The sequence below is a fragment of the Streptomyces nidicola genome (assembly GCF_050106155.1).
GTDB lineage: Bacteria > Actinomycetota > Actinomycetes > Streptomycetales > Streptomycetaceae > Streptomyces.
In genome coordinates this window covers 692,136-705,526 of sequence record NZ_JBNBPI010000001.1, presented here as the reverse complement: position 1 = coordinate 705,526, position 13,391 = coordinate 692,136, and the positions used below count along the sequence as shown (strand labels likewise).

The 13,391-nt window shown below is 69.3% G+C and carries 14 protein-coding genes and 1 pseudogene; 6 read left to right on the top strand and 9 right to left on the bottom strand.

Annotated elements, in window-relative coordinates; genetic code table 11:
• Positions 1-55: 55 nt before the first annotated feature.
• The 3 genes and pseudogenes from ACOKM3_RS03365 to ACOKM3_RS03355 all read right to left on the bottom strand — a co-directional run bounded on the left by ACOKM3_RS03365 (position 56) and on the right by ACOKM3_RS03355 (position 2,035).
• Positions 56-841, bottom strand: a complete 786-nt coding sequence (locus tag ACOKM3_RS03365; RefSeq protein ID WP_426896710.1) for an SDR family NAD(P)-dependent oxidoreductase — start codon at positions 839-841, stop codon at positions 56-58.
• Between the two features lie 78 nt (positions 842-919).
• Positions 920-1,678 carry an SDR family NAD(P)-dependent oxidoreductase gene (locus ACOKM3_RS03360; RefSeq protein ID WP_426896708.1) on the bottom strand — a complete coding sequence of 253 codons (759 nt, stop codon included), beginning with the start codon at positions 1,676-1,678 and terminating at the stop codon, positions 920-922.
• Positions 1,679-1,768: 90 nt separating this feature from the next.
• Positions 1,769-2,035, bottom strand: a pseudogene (locus ACOKM3_RS03355) (Atu4866 domain-containing protein).
• A 139-nt stretch (positions 2,036-2,174) separates the two neighbouring features.
• Between ACOKM3_RS03355 and ACOKM3_RS03350 the strand changes: the two are divergent.
• Positions 2,175-3,023, top strand: a complete 849-nt coding sequence (locus tag ACOKM3_RS03350; RefSeq protein ID WP_426896706.1) for a helix-turn-helix transcriptional regulator — start codon at positions 2,175-2,177, stop codon at positions 3,021-3,023.
• Positions 3,024-3,038: 15 nt separating this feature from the next.
• Here the strand turns inward: ACOKM3_RS03350 and proP are convergent, their stop codons facing one another.
• From proP to ACOKM3_RS03335, 3 genes are all read right to left on the bottom strand, one after another.
• Complete coding sequence (gene proP, locus ACOKM3_RS03345) at positions 3,039-4,505, bottom strand: glycine betaine/L-proline transporter ProP (protein ID WP_426906690.1); 1,467 nt, start codon at positions 4,503-4,505, stop codon at positions 3,039-3,041.
• A gap of 275 nt (positions 4,506-4,780) precedes the next feature.
• Complete coding sequence (locus ACOKM3_RS03340) at positions 4,781-5,506, bottom strand: chitinase (RefSeq protein ID WP_426896704.1); 726 nt, start codon at positions 5,504-5,506, stop codon at positions 4,781-4,783.
• A 126-nt stretch (positions 5,507-5,632) separates the two neighbouring features.
• Entirely contained in the window at positions 5,633-6,151 is a 519-nt protein-coding gene (locus ACOKM3_RS03335; protein WP_426896702.1) for a lytic polysaccharide monooxygenase auxiliary activity family 9 protein, read from the bottom strand.
• A 291-nt stretch (positions 6,152-6,442) separates the two neighbouring features.
• Between ACOKM3_RS03335 and ACOKM3_RS03330 the strand changes: the two genes are divergently transcribed.
• A complete protein-coding gene (locus ACOKM3_RS03330) occupies positions 6,443-7,009 on the top strand; it encodes a VanZ family protein (protein WP_426896700.1) in 567 nt (188 codons plus the stop codon).
• A gap of 99 nt (positions 7,010-7,108) precedes the next feature.
• On the opposite strand, the gene ACOKM3_RS03325 is transcribed toward ACOKM3_RS03330, so the two are convergent.
• Positions 7,109-7,315, bottom strand: coding sequence for an EF-hand domain-containing protein (locus ACOKM3_RS03325; protein ID WP_426906689.1), 207 nt, complete (start codon positions 7,313-7,315; stop codon positions 7,109-7,111).
• A gap of 252 nt (positions 7,316-7,567) precedes the next feature.
• Between ACOKM3_RS03325 and ACOKM3_RS03320 the strand changes: the two genes are divergently transcribed.
• The 4 genes from ACOKM3_RS03320 (at position 7,568) to ACOKM3_RS03305 (ending at position 11,730) form a co-directional block, all read left to right on the top strand.
• On the top strand, positions 7,568-8,971 hold the full coding sequence (locus ACOKM3_RS03320) for a spinster family MFS transporter (protein ID WP_426896698.1): 1,404 nt from the start codon (positions 7,568-7,570) through the stop codon (positions 8,969-8,971).
• 54 nt (positions 8,972-9,025) lie between these two features.
• Complete coding sequence (locus ACOKM3_RS03315) at positions 9,026-10,138, top strand: NAD/NADP-dependent octopine/nopaline dehydrogenase family protein (protein ID WP_426896696.1); 1,113 nt, start codon at positions 9,026-9,028, stop codon at positions 10,136-10,138.
• The gene (locus ACOKM3_RS03310) at positions 10,135-11,154 is read left to right on the top strand and encodes a 3-hydroxyacyl-CoA dehydrogenase NAD-binding domain-containing protein (protein WP_426896694.1); all 1,020 of its coding nucleotides are present in this window, start codon (positions 10,135-10,137) and stop codon (positions 11,152-11,154) included. The genes ACOKM3_RS03315 and ACOKM3_RS03310 overlap by 4 nt, the downstream gene beginning before the upstream one ends.
• 135 nt (positions 11,155-11,289) lie before the next feature.
• A complete protein-coding gene (locus tag ACOKM3_RS03305; protein WP_426896692.1) occupies positions 11,290-11,730 on the top strand; it encodes a hypothetical protein in 441 nt (146 codons plus the stop codon).
• Between the two features lie 20 nt (positions 11,731-11,750).
• Here the strand turns inward: ACOKM3_RS03305 and ACOKM3_RS03300 are convergent, their stop codons facing one another.
• Together ACOKM3_RS03300 and ACOKM3_RS03295 are read right to left on the bottom strand one after the other, a co-directional pair.
• Positions 11,751-12,860, bottom strand: a complete 1,110-nt coding sequence (locus tag ACOKM3_RS03300; protein ID WP_426896690.1) for an SPFH domain-containing protein — start codon at positions 12,858-12,860, stop codon at positions 11,751-11,753.
• Positions 12,861-12,894: 34 nt separating this feature from the next.
• The gene (locus tag ACOKM3_RS03295; protein ID WP_426896688.1) at positions 12,895-13,332 is read right to left on the bottom strand and encodes an NfeD family protein; all 438 of its coding nucleotides are present in this window, start codon (positions 13,330-13,332) and stop codon (positions 12,895-12,897) included.
• Between the last annotated feature and the right edge of the window lie 59 nt (positions 13,333-13,391).

The following is a 13,391-nucleotide window of genomic DNA, read 5'->3' as shown; positions in this document are numbered from 1 at the left end:
AGCAACGCGGTCGGCGTTTCGAGGACTCTTGCTGGGTGTACTTGGCGTAGCGGCGCTAGACCGCGGTGAAGCCGCCGTCCGCGGCGACCACGGCTCCCGTGATGAAGCTGGAGCGTGGTGAGGCCAGGAAGCACAGGACCTCGGCGATCTCTTCGGGCTGCGCGACGCGGCCCAGGGGCTGCGCGTCGGCGAAGGACGCCAGGTACGCACGGCTGTCGGGTCGGATCGTGTCGAGGAAATCGGTCTCGATGACGCCTGCGGCGACGAGGTTGGCGCGGATGCCCAGTGGCCCGCCCTCGACGGCGAGCACCTTCGTCAGTTGGGCCAGGGCGCCCTTCGACGCGCTGTAGGCGGCGCCTTCGGGCAGGGCGACGGTGCAGGTGTAGGAGCCGGTACTGACGATGGCGCCGCCGCCGCGCCTCTTCATGGCCCGGAACGCTTCGCGGGTGCAGAAGAAGGAGCCGCGGGCGTTGACCCCCATCACGGCGTCCCAGTCCTCGGCGGTGGTTTCGGTGAGGGGCTTGTTCAGGGTGCGCCCGGCGTTGTTCACCAGGATGTCCAGCCCTCCGAAGGTGTCCAGGGCCGATTGCACCGCGTGGACGGCGGTCTCCTCCTGCGTGATGTCGCCGCGCACCGCGAGCACGCCAGGAAACTCGTCCGGCAGAGCCGTGATGTCGGGGCGCAGGTCGAGGGCGACGACGCGGGCGCCGCGGGCGTGGAGGAGTGCCACGGTCGCCCTGCCCACGCCGCGCGCGGCCCCGGTGACGAGGGCGGTCTTCCCTGCGAACTCGGCGGATTCGGATGCTATGGATGCTGCTGCGGAAGCAGTTGCAGTGGGCATGTGGTGCTGTCCCTGGAGGAAGTGAGTGTGTGTGCAGGCGCAGACGGTCCTGGATCCCGCGCGCCCGGATCGGTCTGTTCAGTGCGCGGTGAGGCCGCCGTCGACCACCAGCTCCGAGCCGGTGACGAACGAGGACTCGTCACAGGCCAGATAGAGGATCGCGGGGGCGATCTCGTCGGCGCGGCCGGCGCGGCGCATGGGGGTGCGTTGGATGTCGGGCTGCTGGTCGCCCTGGTCGTCCAGGATTTCCTGGATCATCGGTGTGGCGATCACGCCGGGATGCACCGAGTTGATCCGGACTCCCTGCCGGGCGTACTCGACCGCGGCGGTCTTGCTCAGCAGGCGCACGGCCCCCTTGGACGCTTGGTAGGCCGCGGCCGCGCCGCTTCCCACCAGGCCGAGTACGGACGACGTATTGATGACGGACGCGTTGCCGCTCGCGCGCAGGAGCGGCATCGCCGCCTTCATGCCGAGCCATGTGCCCTTCTGGTTCACGTCGATGACGCGGTCCCAAGCCTCTTCCCGCGTGTCCTCGATACCTGGCCAGTCCACGATGCCGGCGAGGTTCACGAGCACGTCCAGCGTTCCGAATCGGTCGCGTACGAGGGTGATCACCTCGTCCCATTCCCGCGCGGAGGCGACATCGAGGCGGGCGGCGACGACCTCCGCACCGTGTGCCCCGATCCGGTCGGAGAGGTCCCGCAGGGGGCCTTCGGCGACATCGGTGAGCACAAGGCGCGCGCCTTCGCGGGCGAAGAGCTCGGCGGTCGCCGCACCGAGACCACCGGTCGCGCCGGTGATCAGAGCGACCTTGCCGTCGAGTCGTTGTCCCGTCATGGGCGGAGTCCTTGCTTCTCGTAGGTGCTGATTGGCTGACTGGCTGATTGCTGTGTCGGGTCCGTCGACCCGCCTGCTCTGTCGACCCGCCTACGACGACGGCCGCTCCCGGTAGAGCACGAGGTGCTCGTGGTGGAGCACTCCGTCGCGGATGTCGCCCGTGGCGGTGAACCCGGTGTCGTCGACATAGTCCAGGTGACTGCCGGTCACCGTTTACCGGCCGGTGTACGCGCTGCGCCGCCCCCCCCGGGCCTCGTCGTAGCGGCCGTCCGGCAGCAGCTCCTGACGGATGTGACCATCCGCGGTCACCCACATCCCGACCACGTCGACGTGGTCGCCCTCAACGGTTCCTGCCATGGCGGACTCCTCTCCTCGCATGCCGCGGTCCTTGTCGCCGCACCGAGTCTGCGCAGGTCAGCCGCCATCAACCAGGACGTCTGCTGCCTGGGTGCGGCACACCCAGGCAGCACATCCGGCCGCCGCCTAGCCTGAACGAATGGACGACAACCACCTGGGAGAGTTCCTGCGCACACGTCGTGCCGGCCTGCGGCCGGAGGACGTCGGCATGGCGAGCTACGGGGCCCGCAGGGTCGCCGGCCTGCGCCGCGAGGAGGTCGCCGTCCTGGCCGGGGTGAACGCCGACTACTACACCCGCCTGGAACAAGGGCGCGAACGCCGTCCCTCGGCCCAGGTGGTCGACGCCCTCAGCCGCGCGCTGCGCCTCGATGCGGACGCCCGCACCCACCTGTACCGGCTGGCCGGGGCGACGCCGGACGACCGGCCGTCCGTCCACGCCGCCGAGCGGGTCAGCCCGGCGCTGCGCCAGCTGATGGACGGCTATGCGAACACGCCGGCGTTCGTCATGAACAGGACCCTGGACCTCCTCGCGGTCAACGCCCTGGCCGAGGCCCTGTACGCCCCGTTCGAGCCGGCGGACAACCTGGCCCGCATGACCTTCCTCGACCCCGCGGGCCGCAGCTTCTACGCGGACTGGGACCGGGCGGCACAGGCCACCGTCGCCAACCTTCGCGAGGCGACCGGATTCGACCCGGACAACCCACGGCTGCGCGAGCTGGTCCGCACCCTGACCGAGCACAGCGCGGAATTCACCCGCCTCTGGAACGCCCACACCGTGCGCGGCAAGACCCAGGACGCCAAACACCTTCTCCACCCGGACGTGGGCGCCCTCGCCCTCACCTACCAGGCTTTCGACGTACGCGAAGCGCCCGGCCAGCAGCTCGTCATCTACCACGCCGAACCGGGCAGCCCCAGCGCCCAGTCCCTCAACCTGCTCGGCTCCGTCCACGCCACCGGACGCCAAGCCGACCCTCGGTTCCACCGCTGATCAGCCTGGGGCGGGTCAGCGCGCCGAGGACTCCTCCTTGGCGTACTGGTAGAGGTCCTGGGACGTGTCGATCAGTTCCTTCTGTTCCTCCTTCGAGCCGACCATCGGCTGGGACCCGTTGAGGGGCAGTTGTGCGCTCTCCGGCAGGAACTTGACGGTGATCAGGCCGATGACCCCCGCCACCATCAGGTAGTAGGCGGGCACCAGCTTGTTGCCGGTCGCGTTCACCAGCGCCTCTGTGAACAGCGGGGTGGTGCCTCCGAACGCCGCCACGGCGAAGTTGAAGCCGATGCCCATCGCCGCGTACCGCACCGCGGTCGGGAACAGCGCGGGCAGCGTGGCGGCGCTCGGTGCGGCGAAGCACGCGAGGAGCGTGGCGAGGATCAGCACGCCGAAGACGGGCGGCCAGGTGCCCTCCGCCTTGATGAGGAGGAAGGCGGGGATGGCGAGCACGATCATGGCGATGGCCGCGCCCGCGTACAGGGGGCGCCTGCCGATGTGGTCGCTGAGGCGCCCGAGGAACGTGATGAGGAGGACGATCCACGCCATGCCGATGAGCACCAGGACGTCCGCCGAGGTACTGGAGCGGTCGAGCGTTTCCGTCTGATAGGTCGGCAGATAGCCGGTGACCATGTAGTTCGTGACGTTGTACAGCAGGACCAGGCCCATGCACACCAGCAGGGGACGCCAATGCTCGCGGACGATGGTCTTGAACTCGCTGCCGACCGAGTCCTGCGCCAGGTTCTTCTCGTGCTCGTCGAGCTGCTGCTGGAAGGCGGGGGACTCCTCCAGCTTCAGCCGCATGTAGAGGCCGATGACACCGAGCGGCCCCGCGATCAGGAACGGCAGGCGCCAGCCCCAGGTCAGCATCTGGTCGTCCGTCAGCACGATGTTCAACACGGTGACCAGGGCGGAGCCCAGGGCGTAGCCGACGAAGGTGCCGAAGTCGAGCCAGCTGGACAGGAAACCGCGCCTGCGGTCCGGCGAGTACTCGGCGACGAAGGTGGTCGCGCCGCCGTATTCGCCACCCGTCGAGAAGCCTTGCACCATTCGGGCGATCAGCAGAAGGATGGGCGCGGCCATGCCGATGGTCGCGTAACTCGGGATGAGGCCGATCGAGAACGTTCCCGCCGCCATCATGATCATGGTGGTGGCGAGCACCTTCTGCCGCCCGATGCGGTCACCGAGCGGGCCGAACACCAGGCCGCCGAGCGGTCGCACCACGAATGCGGCAGCAAATGTGGCGAAGGACGAGATCAGCTGGGCGCCCGGAGAGGCGCCCGGGAAGAACACCTTGCCGATGGTGGCCGCGAGATAGCTGTAGACACCGAAGTCGAACCACTCCATGCAGTTGCCGAGCGCCGAGGCGCCGACAGCCCGCTTGAGCAGTGGTTTCTCGACGACCTGGACGTCCTGCTTGCGATAGGCCCGCTTGGTGCGTCGCAGCCGGCGGGCCAGTTCCTCGCGCACATGCCGGGGCATGTCCGCGACCGTCTCCGGCATGCGCTTGCGGCCTCTGGTGGTCGGGCCGTCGGAAGGTGTGTGGGCCACGTGCCGATGCCGCCTCTCGCTGTCGTCCTCTTCTCTGCTCGTCAGGGCCGAGTCTCTGCATATTGATCACTCGGCGCACCTCGAGGACGACTTCCCGACGGGTGCTTCGGCACACCTTGCATCGGCAAAGTATCGGCAAACGGGCGGGACGGGAGTCGGAGCCACCCTCTGTGGCTCCGGCTCCCGTCCGGTTCCGCGGCTCGGACTCAGCAGCTCAGGTTCGCACCCGGGTCGACGCCGAGGATCTGGCTGAACTTCTTGTAGTTGTCGATACGGCTCTGGACCTGCCCGGGGTTTGCCCCGTCGCACTCCAGGGTGCCGTTGATGCTGCGGATGGTCTCGCCGAATCCGGCACCGTTGACCATGGCGTTGTGCGGGGTCATGGTGCCGGGGCCGCTCTGGGTGTTCCAGTACCAGAGACCGGTCTTCCAGGCGACGGCCGCGTCGTTCTGCACGAGATCGGGGTTGTGGAGCAGATCGATGCCGAGCGCGTCGCCCGCGGCCTTGTAGTTGAAGTTCCAGCTGAGCTGGATCGGGCCGCGTCCGTAGTATTTGTCGGTGCCCGCCGGACAGCCGTAAGGCTGCGAACTGTCGCAGTAGTGCGGGTAGTTGGCGGTGTTCTGCTCGACGACGTAGACCAGGCCGCCGGTTTCGTGGCTCACGTTGGCGAGGAAGGCCGCGGCCTCCTGCTTGCGTACGGTGTCGCTGCCCGTACCGGTGAACCCAGGGTAGGCGCTGAGCGCGGCGGTCAGGCCTTCGTACGTGTAGAAGGAGTTCCGGCCCGGGAACATCTGGTCGAACCGGCCCTGGCTGACGACGAAATCGGCCTGCGCGTCGGCCTTTTCGGCGGACGCGGGGCCGGCCAGGGTCAGTGAACCGAGGGCGGCGGCGGTTGCGGTCGCGGTCAGCAGACCGAGTGTGCGCAGACGCATGGCGAAGCACTCCGATCGAGGGGGAGTGGTGGGGGGTGGGGGTGGGGGGTACGGCGCCGCGGGCCGTGACGGGTCGGGCCCGCCGTGGGGGAAGGGCCCGCGGCGCCGCCGTGCCGGGGTGCTCGCTCAGCCGCCCACGTTCACGTCGATGCAGGCGTAGAACGCGTTCGACGTGTCGGCGATGTTCCAGACGGCCAGGACCTTTTGATGACCCGTCAGCGACCCGAAGTCCACCTGGTGGGTGACGGTGGCGCCCGGCTTGGCGCCGTTGTCGTTGAACTCGGCGATCTCCTGACCGCCGACGAAGTACTGCCAGGTGCTGGTGGCGTGCTGCGCCGTCAGCTTCCATTCGAAGGCGGCGTTGCGGGACACCTTGGTGGCGACCCAGCCCTTGGAGTCGTCGTCGAGTTCGGCGAACCGGCTGTTGCCGCCGCTGCAGCTCGTCAGCCCCTTGGGGCCTTCGACGCTCTGCGGTTCGTAGGTGATGTCACCGCAGGAGACGGTGCCGGCCGCGCACTGCGCCTGCCGGCTCGGCGGGGAGGAGATGTAGCCGTGGGCGCTCGCCGAACCGGCGGGAAGGCTGACGGCGATGACCGGGGCCAGGGCCGCGCCGATGAGCGCGGCGGTCTTCCTTCTGGCGTTCATGCGTACTCCTTCACTTCAGGTCTTCCCGGGGCGTGCGTGAAGTGGGGGCGCACGCTCGGGTCGGCCTCTCGAGGGTGGGGCCAAGAGGCGCGAAGGGGGCAGGGGAGGGTTCACCCGACGCATGGCGCGGGTGAACTCCCTTGTGCTGAACGGCCGTTGCTTGGACTAGACCATACAAGTGGTCGTGAGCGTGTCAAGGTCTTGGCGTGAAACCCGCGTCCACCGCGGACCGATGGGTCCCGGCCGCCTCCAGGGCGTGTGCGGCGCCAACTCCGTGGTAACCGACGGCACATGGAATCCGAATCCCGTACGCAGAGGCGCTCGTGGGGGCGGCGGCTGATCCGCGCCCTCGTCATGGCGGTCGGTTTCGTCTGCATGGTCGCCTTCGCCGTCGGACTGGCGAAGGCCACCCTGGTCCCGTCCCCCGTGTCGGAATCGCTGACGCACACCAACCTGCACCCGGGCAGTTCGATCCGCGTGTACTTCGACCAGCCCGACTGGTTCGACACGATCAAGCAGGTCGGCGGGAACGTCGTCCTCGGGGTGCCGTTCGGGGTGCTGCTGCCGGTCCTCTTCCCGCGCACCCGGGGCTTCGTCCGGGTGGTGCTCATGACGGCGCTGGTGATGCTGACCGTCGAGATCGCTCAGGGGCTGCTGGTCACCGGCCGGGCGTTCGACATCGATGACGTGATCCTCAACGCGGCGGGCGCCTTCATCGGATATCTCCTCATCGGACGCAGGCTCGGCCGGGCCTTGCACCCGCGCCGCGACCACTGGTGGCGCCGGCCACGCACCGAAGCAGCCGACGAACCGGACGAAGAGGGCGCCCCTGTTCCAGCCAAATCCCGTCGGGCGTGATGCCCCGCCTGCGCGGTGCGGCCGGGGCCCGCTGAGAGCCACTCGTGCCTGTGCCCCCGGATCCGCGGATCCGGGGGCACAGGCACGAGTGCTTCGAGGTCAGAGCCCCATCGAGGCCCGGAACTCGTCGAACGAGCCCTTCCGGTCGCCATCGCTGTCGATGGTGTCGATGAGCTCCTGCGCGGCCTCCGCGGTGACGCCCGTGTCGCCGAGCTCCGCGACGACCTGCCGGTACTCCTCGGCAGTCAACTGCCCGTCCCCGTCGACGTCGTACCGGTCGAAGACCTTCCGCGCCGCGGCTGCCATGTCGACCACTTGATCCCCATTTCCTTGCTGTTTCAAGACCGGCCCCACTCTAGGACCTCCAGGTACCCGCTCCCGCACCGCCCGTCGCCGCGGTGACAGCGGGCGCCCGAGGCAGTGCGGGAAATCCCCGACTCCGCACCGGGATTCCCGGGATGGCTGGGGGAGTTGGGCGTGGATAGCCTCTGAACTCGTTTGGCCAGCACCATCTCGTACCGGGCACCACCCCACCCAGACCCGATGAGGCGCCGTCCCATGACCGAGCCATCACTGCTGTCCGAAAGCGAACCCGAACCGCGCATGTCCGAGCGGTACAAGTCCTACATCGTCGGCATCTGCACGGCCGCCTACGTCCTCTCCTTCGTGGACCGCCAGGCCCTGTCGCTGATGATCGAGCCCATCAAGCGCGACCTCAGCCTGACGGACACCCAGTTCAGCCTCCTGAGCGGGCTCGCGTTCTCCGTCCTGTACTCGGTGATGGGACTGCCCATCGCCGCGCTCGCCGACCGCCGCTCGCGCCCCGTGATCATCTCCATCGGTATCGCGCTGTGGAGCCTGGCCACCGCGCTCTCCGGGCTGAGCAAGGGGTTCGCCCACATGTTCCTGGCCCGCGTCGGGGTGGGTGTCGGCGAGGCGTCGCTCACCCCGTCCGCGTACTCGATGTTCAGCGACATGTTCCCGAAGAGCAGGCTGGGCCGGGCGGCCGGGATCTACTCGCTCGGCTCGTTCATCGGAGGCAGCGCCGCGTTCTTCATCGGCGGGTACGTCATCGGGCTGCTCAAGGACGTCGACCGGGTCTCCCTGCCGCTCGTGGGGGACGTGCACGCCTGGCAGTTGACGTTCTTCATCATCGGCCTGCCCGGACTGCTCGTCGCGCTCGTGTTCCTGCTGACGGTCCGCGACCCGGTGCGGCGCGGACTGGCCCGGGACTCCGCGGGCGCCGTACGGAAGGTGGCCATGCGTGATGTGTTCACCTTCTTGCGCAGCCACGCACGGACGTTCTTCTGCCACTACGCGGGCTTCTCCTGCTACGCGATGGTGCTGCTCGGCCTCATGGCATGGGTACCGGCCTTCTACATGCGCGCGTTCGGGCTGAGCGCGACCGAGGTCGGATACGTGCTGGGCGGCGTCGTCCTGCTGGCCAACGGCTCCGGCGTGCTCTTCGGCGGGTGGCTGGTCGACCGGCTCACCAAGCTCGGGCACCCGGACGGAGCGATGCGCGCAGGAGTCATCGGCGCGCTCGGCATGCTCGTCCCCGTCATCGTCTTCCCGCACGTCAGGCCTCTGTGGCTGTCGCTGGCACTGCTCGCGGTCACGATGTTCTTCGCCTCGTTCCCGATGCCCGCCTCCACCGCGGCGATGCAGGTGCTCAGCCCGAACCAGATGCGCGCCCAGGTGTCCGCCGTCTTCCTGCTCATCTCGAACCTGTCCGCCGTGGGACTGGGGACCACTCTGGTCGCGCTGGTCACCGACGAACTGCTCGGATCGGCCGGGCGTATCGGTACGTCCCTGTCGCTCGTGTACGGCGTCGCCTCGGTCGGCAGCATCGTGCTGCTGTGGCGCGGCTGCGCCCACTTCCGCCGGAGCCTCGCGCGCGAGGAACGGCTCGCCGCCCAGGGGCCGGGCGCCGCCGCCCAGGAACCGAACGTCGCCACCTAGCACGACCCGCGCAACCGCGCTTCACACGCTCAACTGAAGGGAACGGGACCACCCATGGACATCACCATCCTCGGCGGCGGACACGGATGCTTCGCCGCAGCGGCGGAACTCGCGGAGAACGGCCACACCGTGCGCTGGTGGCGGCGGGACACCACGGCCCTGGACGCGCTGCGCGCGCTCGGCGCCCTCGGCGTACGCGACCATCGCGGCAGCAGGAACGTACCGGTGAGCGACACGGCACGCGCCGGGGTCATCCATCCCGTAGCGGACCTCGCGGAAGCCGTACGCGGCGCGGCACTCGTGGTCGTACCGCTGCCGGCCACCGTGCACGAGGACCTGGCGGCCCGAGTGGCGCCGCTGCTCCAGGACGGCCAGGTGGTGTTCCTGCCGCCGGGCACCTTCGGCACGCTGCTCTTCGCCCAGGCGATGGCCGCGGCGGGCAACACAGCGGACGTCGCGCTCGCCGAGACCGGCACGCTGCCCTACCTGGCGCGTACGCACGGACCGTCCGAGGTGGTGGTGAGCGGGTACGCGACGCGGCTGCCCACCGGCGTCCTCCCGGCCCGCTCCTCCGACGCCGCGTTCCGCGTGCTGCGGGAGGCCTACCCCTCCGTCGAGCCGGTCGAGGACAGCCTCAGCGGCGCGCTCATGAACGCGGGCCCGGTGATCCACCCGCCGCTCATCCTCATGAACGCCGGTCCGCTGGAGCACAGTTCGTCCTGGGACATCCACAACGAAGGGACCCAGCCGTCGATCCGCCGGGTCACCGACGCCCTCGACGCCGAACGGATCGCGGTCCGCGAGGCGCTCGGGTACGCCGCCCCGCACTTCCCGCTCGCCGACCACTACGCCACGGACGGCGAGGAGTGGATGTACGGCCGCGCGGCCCACGAACGGCTCACGGACAGCGGCGACTGGCGGGAGAAGATCGACCTGCTCGACCACCGGTACATGCTGGAGGACACCCGCCTCGGCCTGTCGTTCCTGGTGTCGGTCGGACGCTGGGCCGGCGTCCGAACGCCGGTCGCGCAGGGCCTGTTGAGCATCGCGTCCGCCGTCACCGGCAAGGATCTGTACGCCGAAGGCCGCACGCTGGAGTCCCTCGACCTGGCCCGGCTCACCCGTCCCGAACTCACCAAACTGCTTCACGAAGGGTTGCCGGCATGACGGACACGGAACACACCGAGGCCACACAGCCCATCGACGTGGTGGTGGTCGGCGCCGGGCGCATGGGGCAGGGCATCGCGCGCGCCTTCCTGGCCGCGGGCATGGACGTCACCCTCGCGGACGTCAAGGAGACGGACGAGGACCGGGCGCCGTACCGGAAGGCGGCCGAGCAGCAGGTCCTGGAACGCCTGCGAACCGACGCCGACATCGACGGCCGGGCGCCCCAACTCAACGTATGTGACCGCGAGTTGACACAAGACCGACTCGCCGACGCCGACGTGGTGTTCGAGGCCGTGCCCGAGGTCATCGACGTCAAGCGCGACATCCTCTCCTGGGTCGACGCACACGTGGCGGACGACGCGGTCATCGCCTCGACCACGTCGACCTTCCTCGTCACCGAGATCGCCGGCCTCGTCGGCGACCCGAGCCGCGTCCTGAACGCGCACTGGCTGAACCCCGCCGACCTCATGCCCCTCGTCGAGGTCAGCCGCAGCGACCGTACCGACCCCGCGCAGGTGGAGCGGATGACCGGGCTGCTCCGGCGGATCGGCAAGATACCGGTCGTGTGCGGACCCGCGGCCGGCTACATCGTGCCCCGGCTCCAGGCCCTCGTCATGAACGAGGCCGCCCGCATGGTCGAGGAGGGCGTCGCGACCGCCACCGACATCGACCTCGCCGTACGCGCCGGCCTCGGAACGCGCTTCTCCATCCTGGGCCCGCTGGAGTTCATCGACTGGGGCGGCGGAGACATCCTGTACTACGCCTCCCGCTACCTCACCGCCCAGCTCGGCGACCGGTTCCGCGCACCCGCCGTGGTCGAGGACAACATGGCGACCCACCGCCGCGGCCTCCAGGACCACACCGGATTCTACGAGTACGACCCCGAGAGCATTGCCCCGTACCAGGCGGGCCGCATGCGGGAGTTCGAGGCGCTACTGAGGCTGCGCGGACCCGAACTCCGCGCGGAACCCGTGCTGTCGGAGTGGCCGGCGTCACCTCCCGACAGCGACCGGTGAGGAGCGCCCGACGCGCGGGCGATAGATTGGTGTCCCATGGAACTTTGGGGAGCACGCCGCTACGGGAATCCTTGCCGGGACTGTGAGTTCGACTGGTCGTTGACGCCACGCGAAGCGATCGCGCAGGTCGGAGACGTGCCTGCGCGGTACGTGGCACTGGCGGAGGGGCGCCGGGGCGATGAAGGGCATCCGGAGCTGGCCTGGAACGTCGCGGCCTACGTCAGCCACGTCACCGACAACCTGCGCAACTGGGCCGAGCGTCTTGCCGCGGCGAGGCTGACCGGCGTGCGCCAGGTCCCCGGCTATGACCAGGACCTTCTGGCGCAGGCCCGCTACTACAACGACGCTCCCCTCGCCGGCGCGCTGTGGTCACTCCGGCGCGCGGCCGATGCCTGGGTGGACTCGGTGTCCGCCGCGCTGGCGGAGGGTGTGGAGCTCGACCATGCCGACCGCGGGGTGCAGCGGGCCGAGGACGTGGCCCGCAACAATGCCCACGACGCGGCCCACCACGCGTGGGACATCGGCCGGATCCTGTCCCACGTCGATCGCCGCGTAGAGACTTCAACTACGCGCTGAAACGGGTGAGTTGGTCTCGCTCAGTCCGTGGACGGCTTCGCCCGTCCGGGCGTCTGGGTCGTTCTCGCGGCCTCCGCCTCGGCCTTCGCGTTGTTCACCGCGGCGGCGGCCTGCCTGGCGACCTCGTCGGCCGCCGCTGCGGCGGTGTTCCGCGGACCCGACTCGATCTCCGGGGCGTCGTCGGCGGTGTCGGCGGTGTCGGCGGTGGCGTCGTCGGAGCCGGCCTCCTCGGACTGCACGTTCTTGGGCAGCCCCATCGTCGAGTGGTCGGCGAAGGCGCTGGAGACGGAGCGGACCGCCTCCGTCAGCTCTCCCGGGATCACCCAGAACGTGTTGTTCTCGCTGTTCGCCAGGTGCGGCAGCGTCTCGAGGTACTTATAGGCGAGGATCTTCGGGTCGGCGTTGTTGCGGTGAACGGCCTGGAAGACGCGCTCCACGGCCTTGGCCTCGCCGTCCGCCCGCAGGATCATGGCCTGCTGCGTGCCCTGCGCCTCCAGGATGTCCTTCTGCTTCGTGCCCTCCGCGGTGAGGATCTTGGCCTGTCGTTCGCCCTCGGCGTGCAGGATGGCCGCGCGCTTGTCCCGCTCGGCCCGCATCTGCTTCTCCATCGCCTCCTTGATCGTGTTCGGCGGGTCGATGGCCTTGATCTCGACGCGGTTGACGCGGATGCCCCACTTGCCGGTGGCGTCGTCGAGGACGGTGCGCAGCCGGGTGTTGATCTCCTCGCGCGAGGTGAGCGTCTCCTCCAGATCCATGCTGCCGATGACGTTGCGGAGCGTGGTCACGGTGAGCTGGTCGATCGCCTGCAGGTAGTCGGCCACCTCGTAGGCCGCCGACCTGGGGTCGGTGATCTGGTAGTAGAGGACGGTGTCGATGTTCACCACGAGGTTGTCCTCGGTGATCACCGGCCTCGGGTCGGACGAATAGACCTGTTCGCGCACATCCAGCTTGGTGTTCACGCGGTCGGCCACCGGCAGCACCAGGTTCAGCCCGGGCTGCAGGGTGCGCCGGTACCGGCCGAACCGCTCGATGTTGTAGCGGCGCGCCTGCGGGACGATCCGCACGGAGGTGGCCACGAGAAAGATGACGACGATGGCCGCCACCAGAATCGGGATGACAATTGCGTCCACGCTTCCTCCGTTGCTGAATGGTCGGCCGTGCGGTTCAGGGCAGCAGTTCTCTCGGGTAGACGACCGCCGTCGCGCCTTCGATCTCCATGACGTCGACCAGCGCCCCTACGGGGATCACCTGGCTCTCGTCGAGGGTGCGGGCGGACCATTCCTCACCGGACAGCTTGATCAGGCCGCGGGTCGCGGTGACCTCCTGCATGACCTCGGCGCGCTTGCCGATCAAAGCATCGCTGCCGTCGAGGATGAGGGGAGACTGCGCCAGGTGGCGCAGCACGACAGGCCGTACGAGGACGAGGCCCGCGGCGGCCGTGACCCCGAGCGCCACGAGTTGGCCGAGCAGGCCGACGCCCACGCCGGCGACCACCGCCGCCACCAGGGCCGCGCCCGCGAACAGCCCGAAGACGAGTGTCAGCGTCAAGAACTCCGCGGCGCCAAGACCCGCGGCGGCAAGCAGCCAGACGTACCACGGCATGGCATCAGCCTCCCTCAGGCGACCTCTAGTCAAAGCTACCGCCTGGAACACCGGACAGA

Excerpts from the sequence above, each read along its gene's own strand:
- ACOKM3_RS03360 (WP_426896708.1), bottom strand. The coding sequence starts at position 1,678 with ATGACGGGACAACGACTCGACGGCAAGGTCGCTCTGATCACCGGCGCG.
- ACOKM3_RS03340 (WP_426896704.1), bottom strand. The coding sequence starts at position 5,506 with ATGCGTCTGCGCACACTCGGTCTGCTGACCGCGACCGCAACCGCCGCC.
- ACOKM3_RS03350 (WP_426896706.1), top strand. The coding sequence starts at position 2,175 with ATGGACGACAACCACCTGGGAGAGTTCCTGCGCACACGTCGTGCCGGC.
- proP (WP_426906690.1), bottom strand. The coding sequence starts at position 4,505 with ATGCCCCGGCATGTGCGCGAGGAACTGGCCCGCCGGCTGCGACGCACC.
- ACOKM3_RS03310 (WP_426896694.1), top strand. The coding sequence starts at position 10,135 with ATGACGGACACGGAACACACCGAGGCCACACAGCCCATCGACGTGGTG.
- ACOKM3_RS03330 (WP_426896700.1), top strand. The coding sequence starts at position 6,443 with ATGGAATCCGAATCCCGTACGCAGAGGCGCTCGTGGGGGCGGCGGCTG.
- ACOKM3_RS03295 (WP_426896688.1), bottom strand. The coding sequence starts at position 13,332 with ATGCCGTGGTACGTCTGGCTGCTTGCCGCCGCGGGTCTTGGCGCCGCG.
- ACOKM3_RS03335 (WP_426896702.1), bottom strand. The coding sequence starts at position 6,151 with ATGAACGCCAGAAGGAAGACCGCCGCGCTCATCGGCGCGGCCCTGGCC.
- ACOKM3_RS03320 (WP_426896698.1), top strand. The coding sequence starts at position 7,568 with ATGACCGAGCCATCACTGCTGTCCGAAAGCGAACCCGAACCGCGCATG.
- ACOKM3_RS03325 (WP_426906689.1), bottom strand. The coding sequence starts at position 7,315 with ATGGCAGCCGCGGCGCGGAAGGTCTTCGACCGGTACGACGTCGACGGG.
- ACOKM3_RS03315 (WP_426896696.1), top strand. The coding sequence starts at position 9,026 with ATGGACATCACCATCCTCGGCGGCGGACACGGATGCTTCGCCGCAGCG.
- ACOKM3_RS03365 (WP_426896710.1), bottom strand. The coding sequence starts at position 841 with ATGCCCACTGCAACTGCTTCCGCAGCAGCATCCATAGCATCCGAATCC.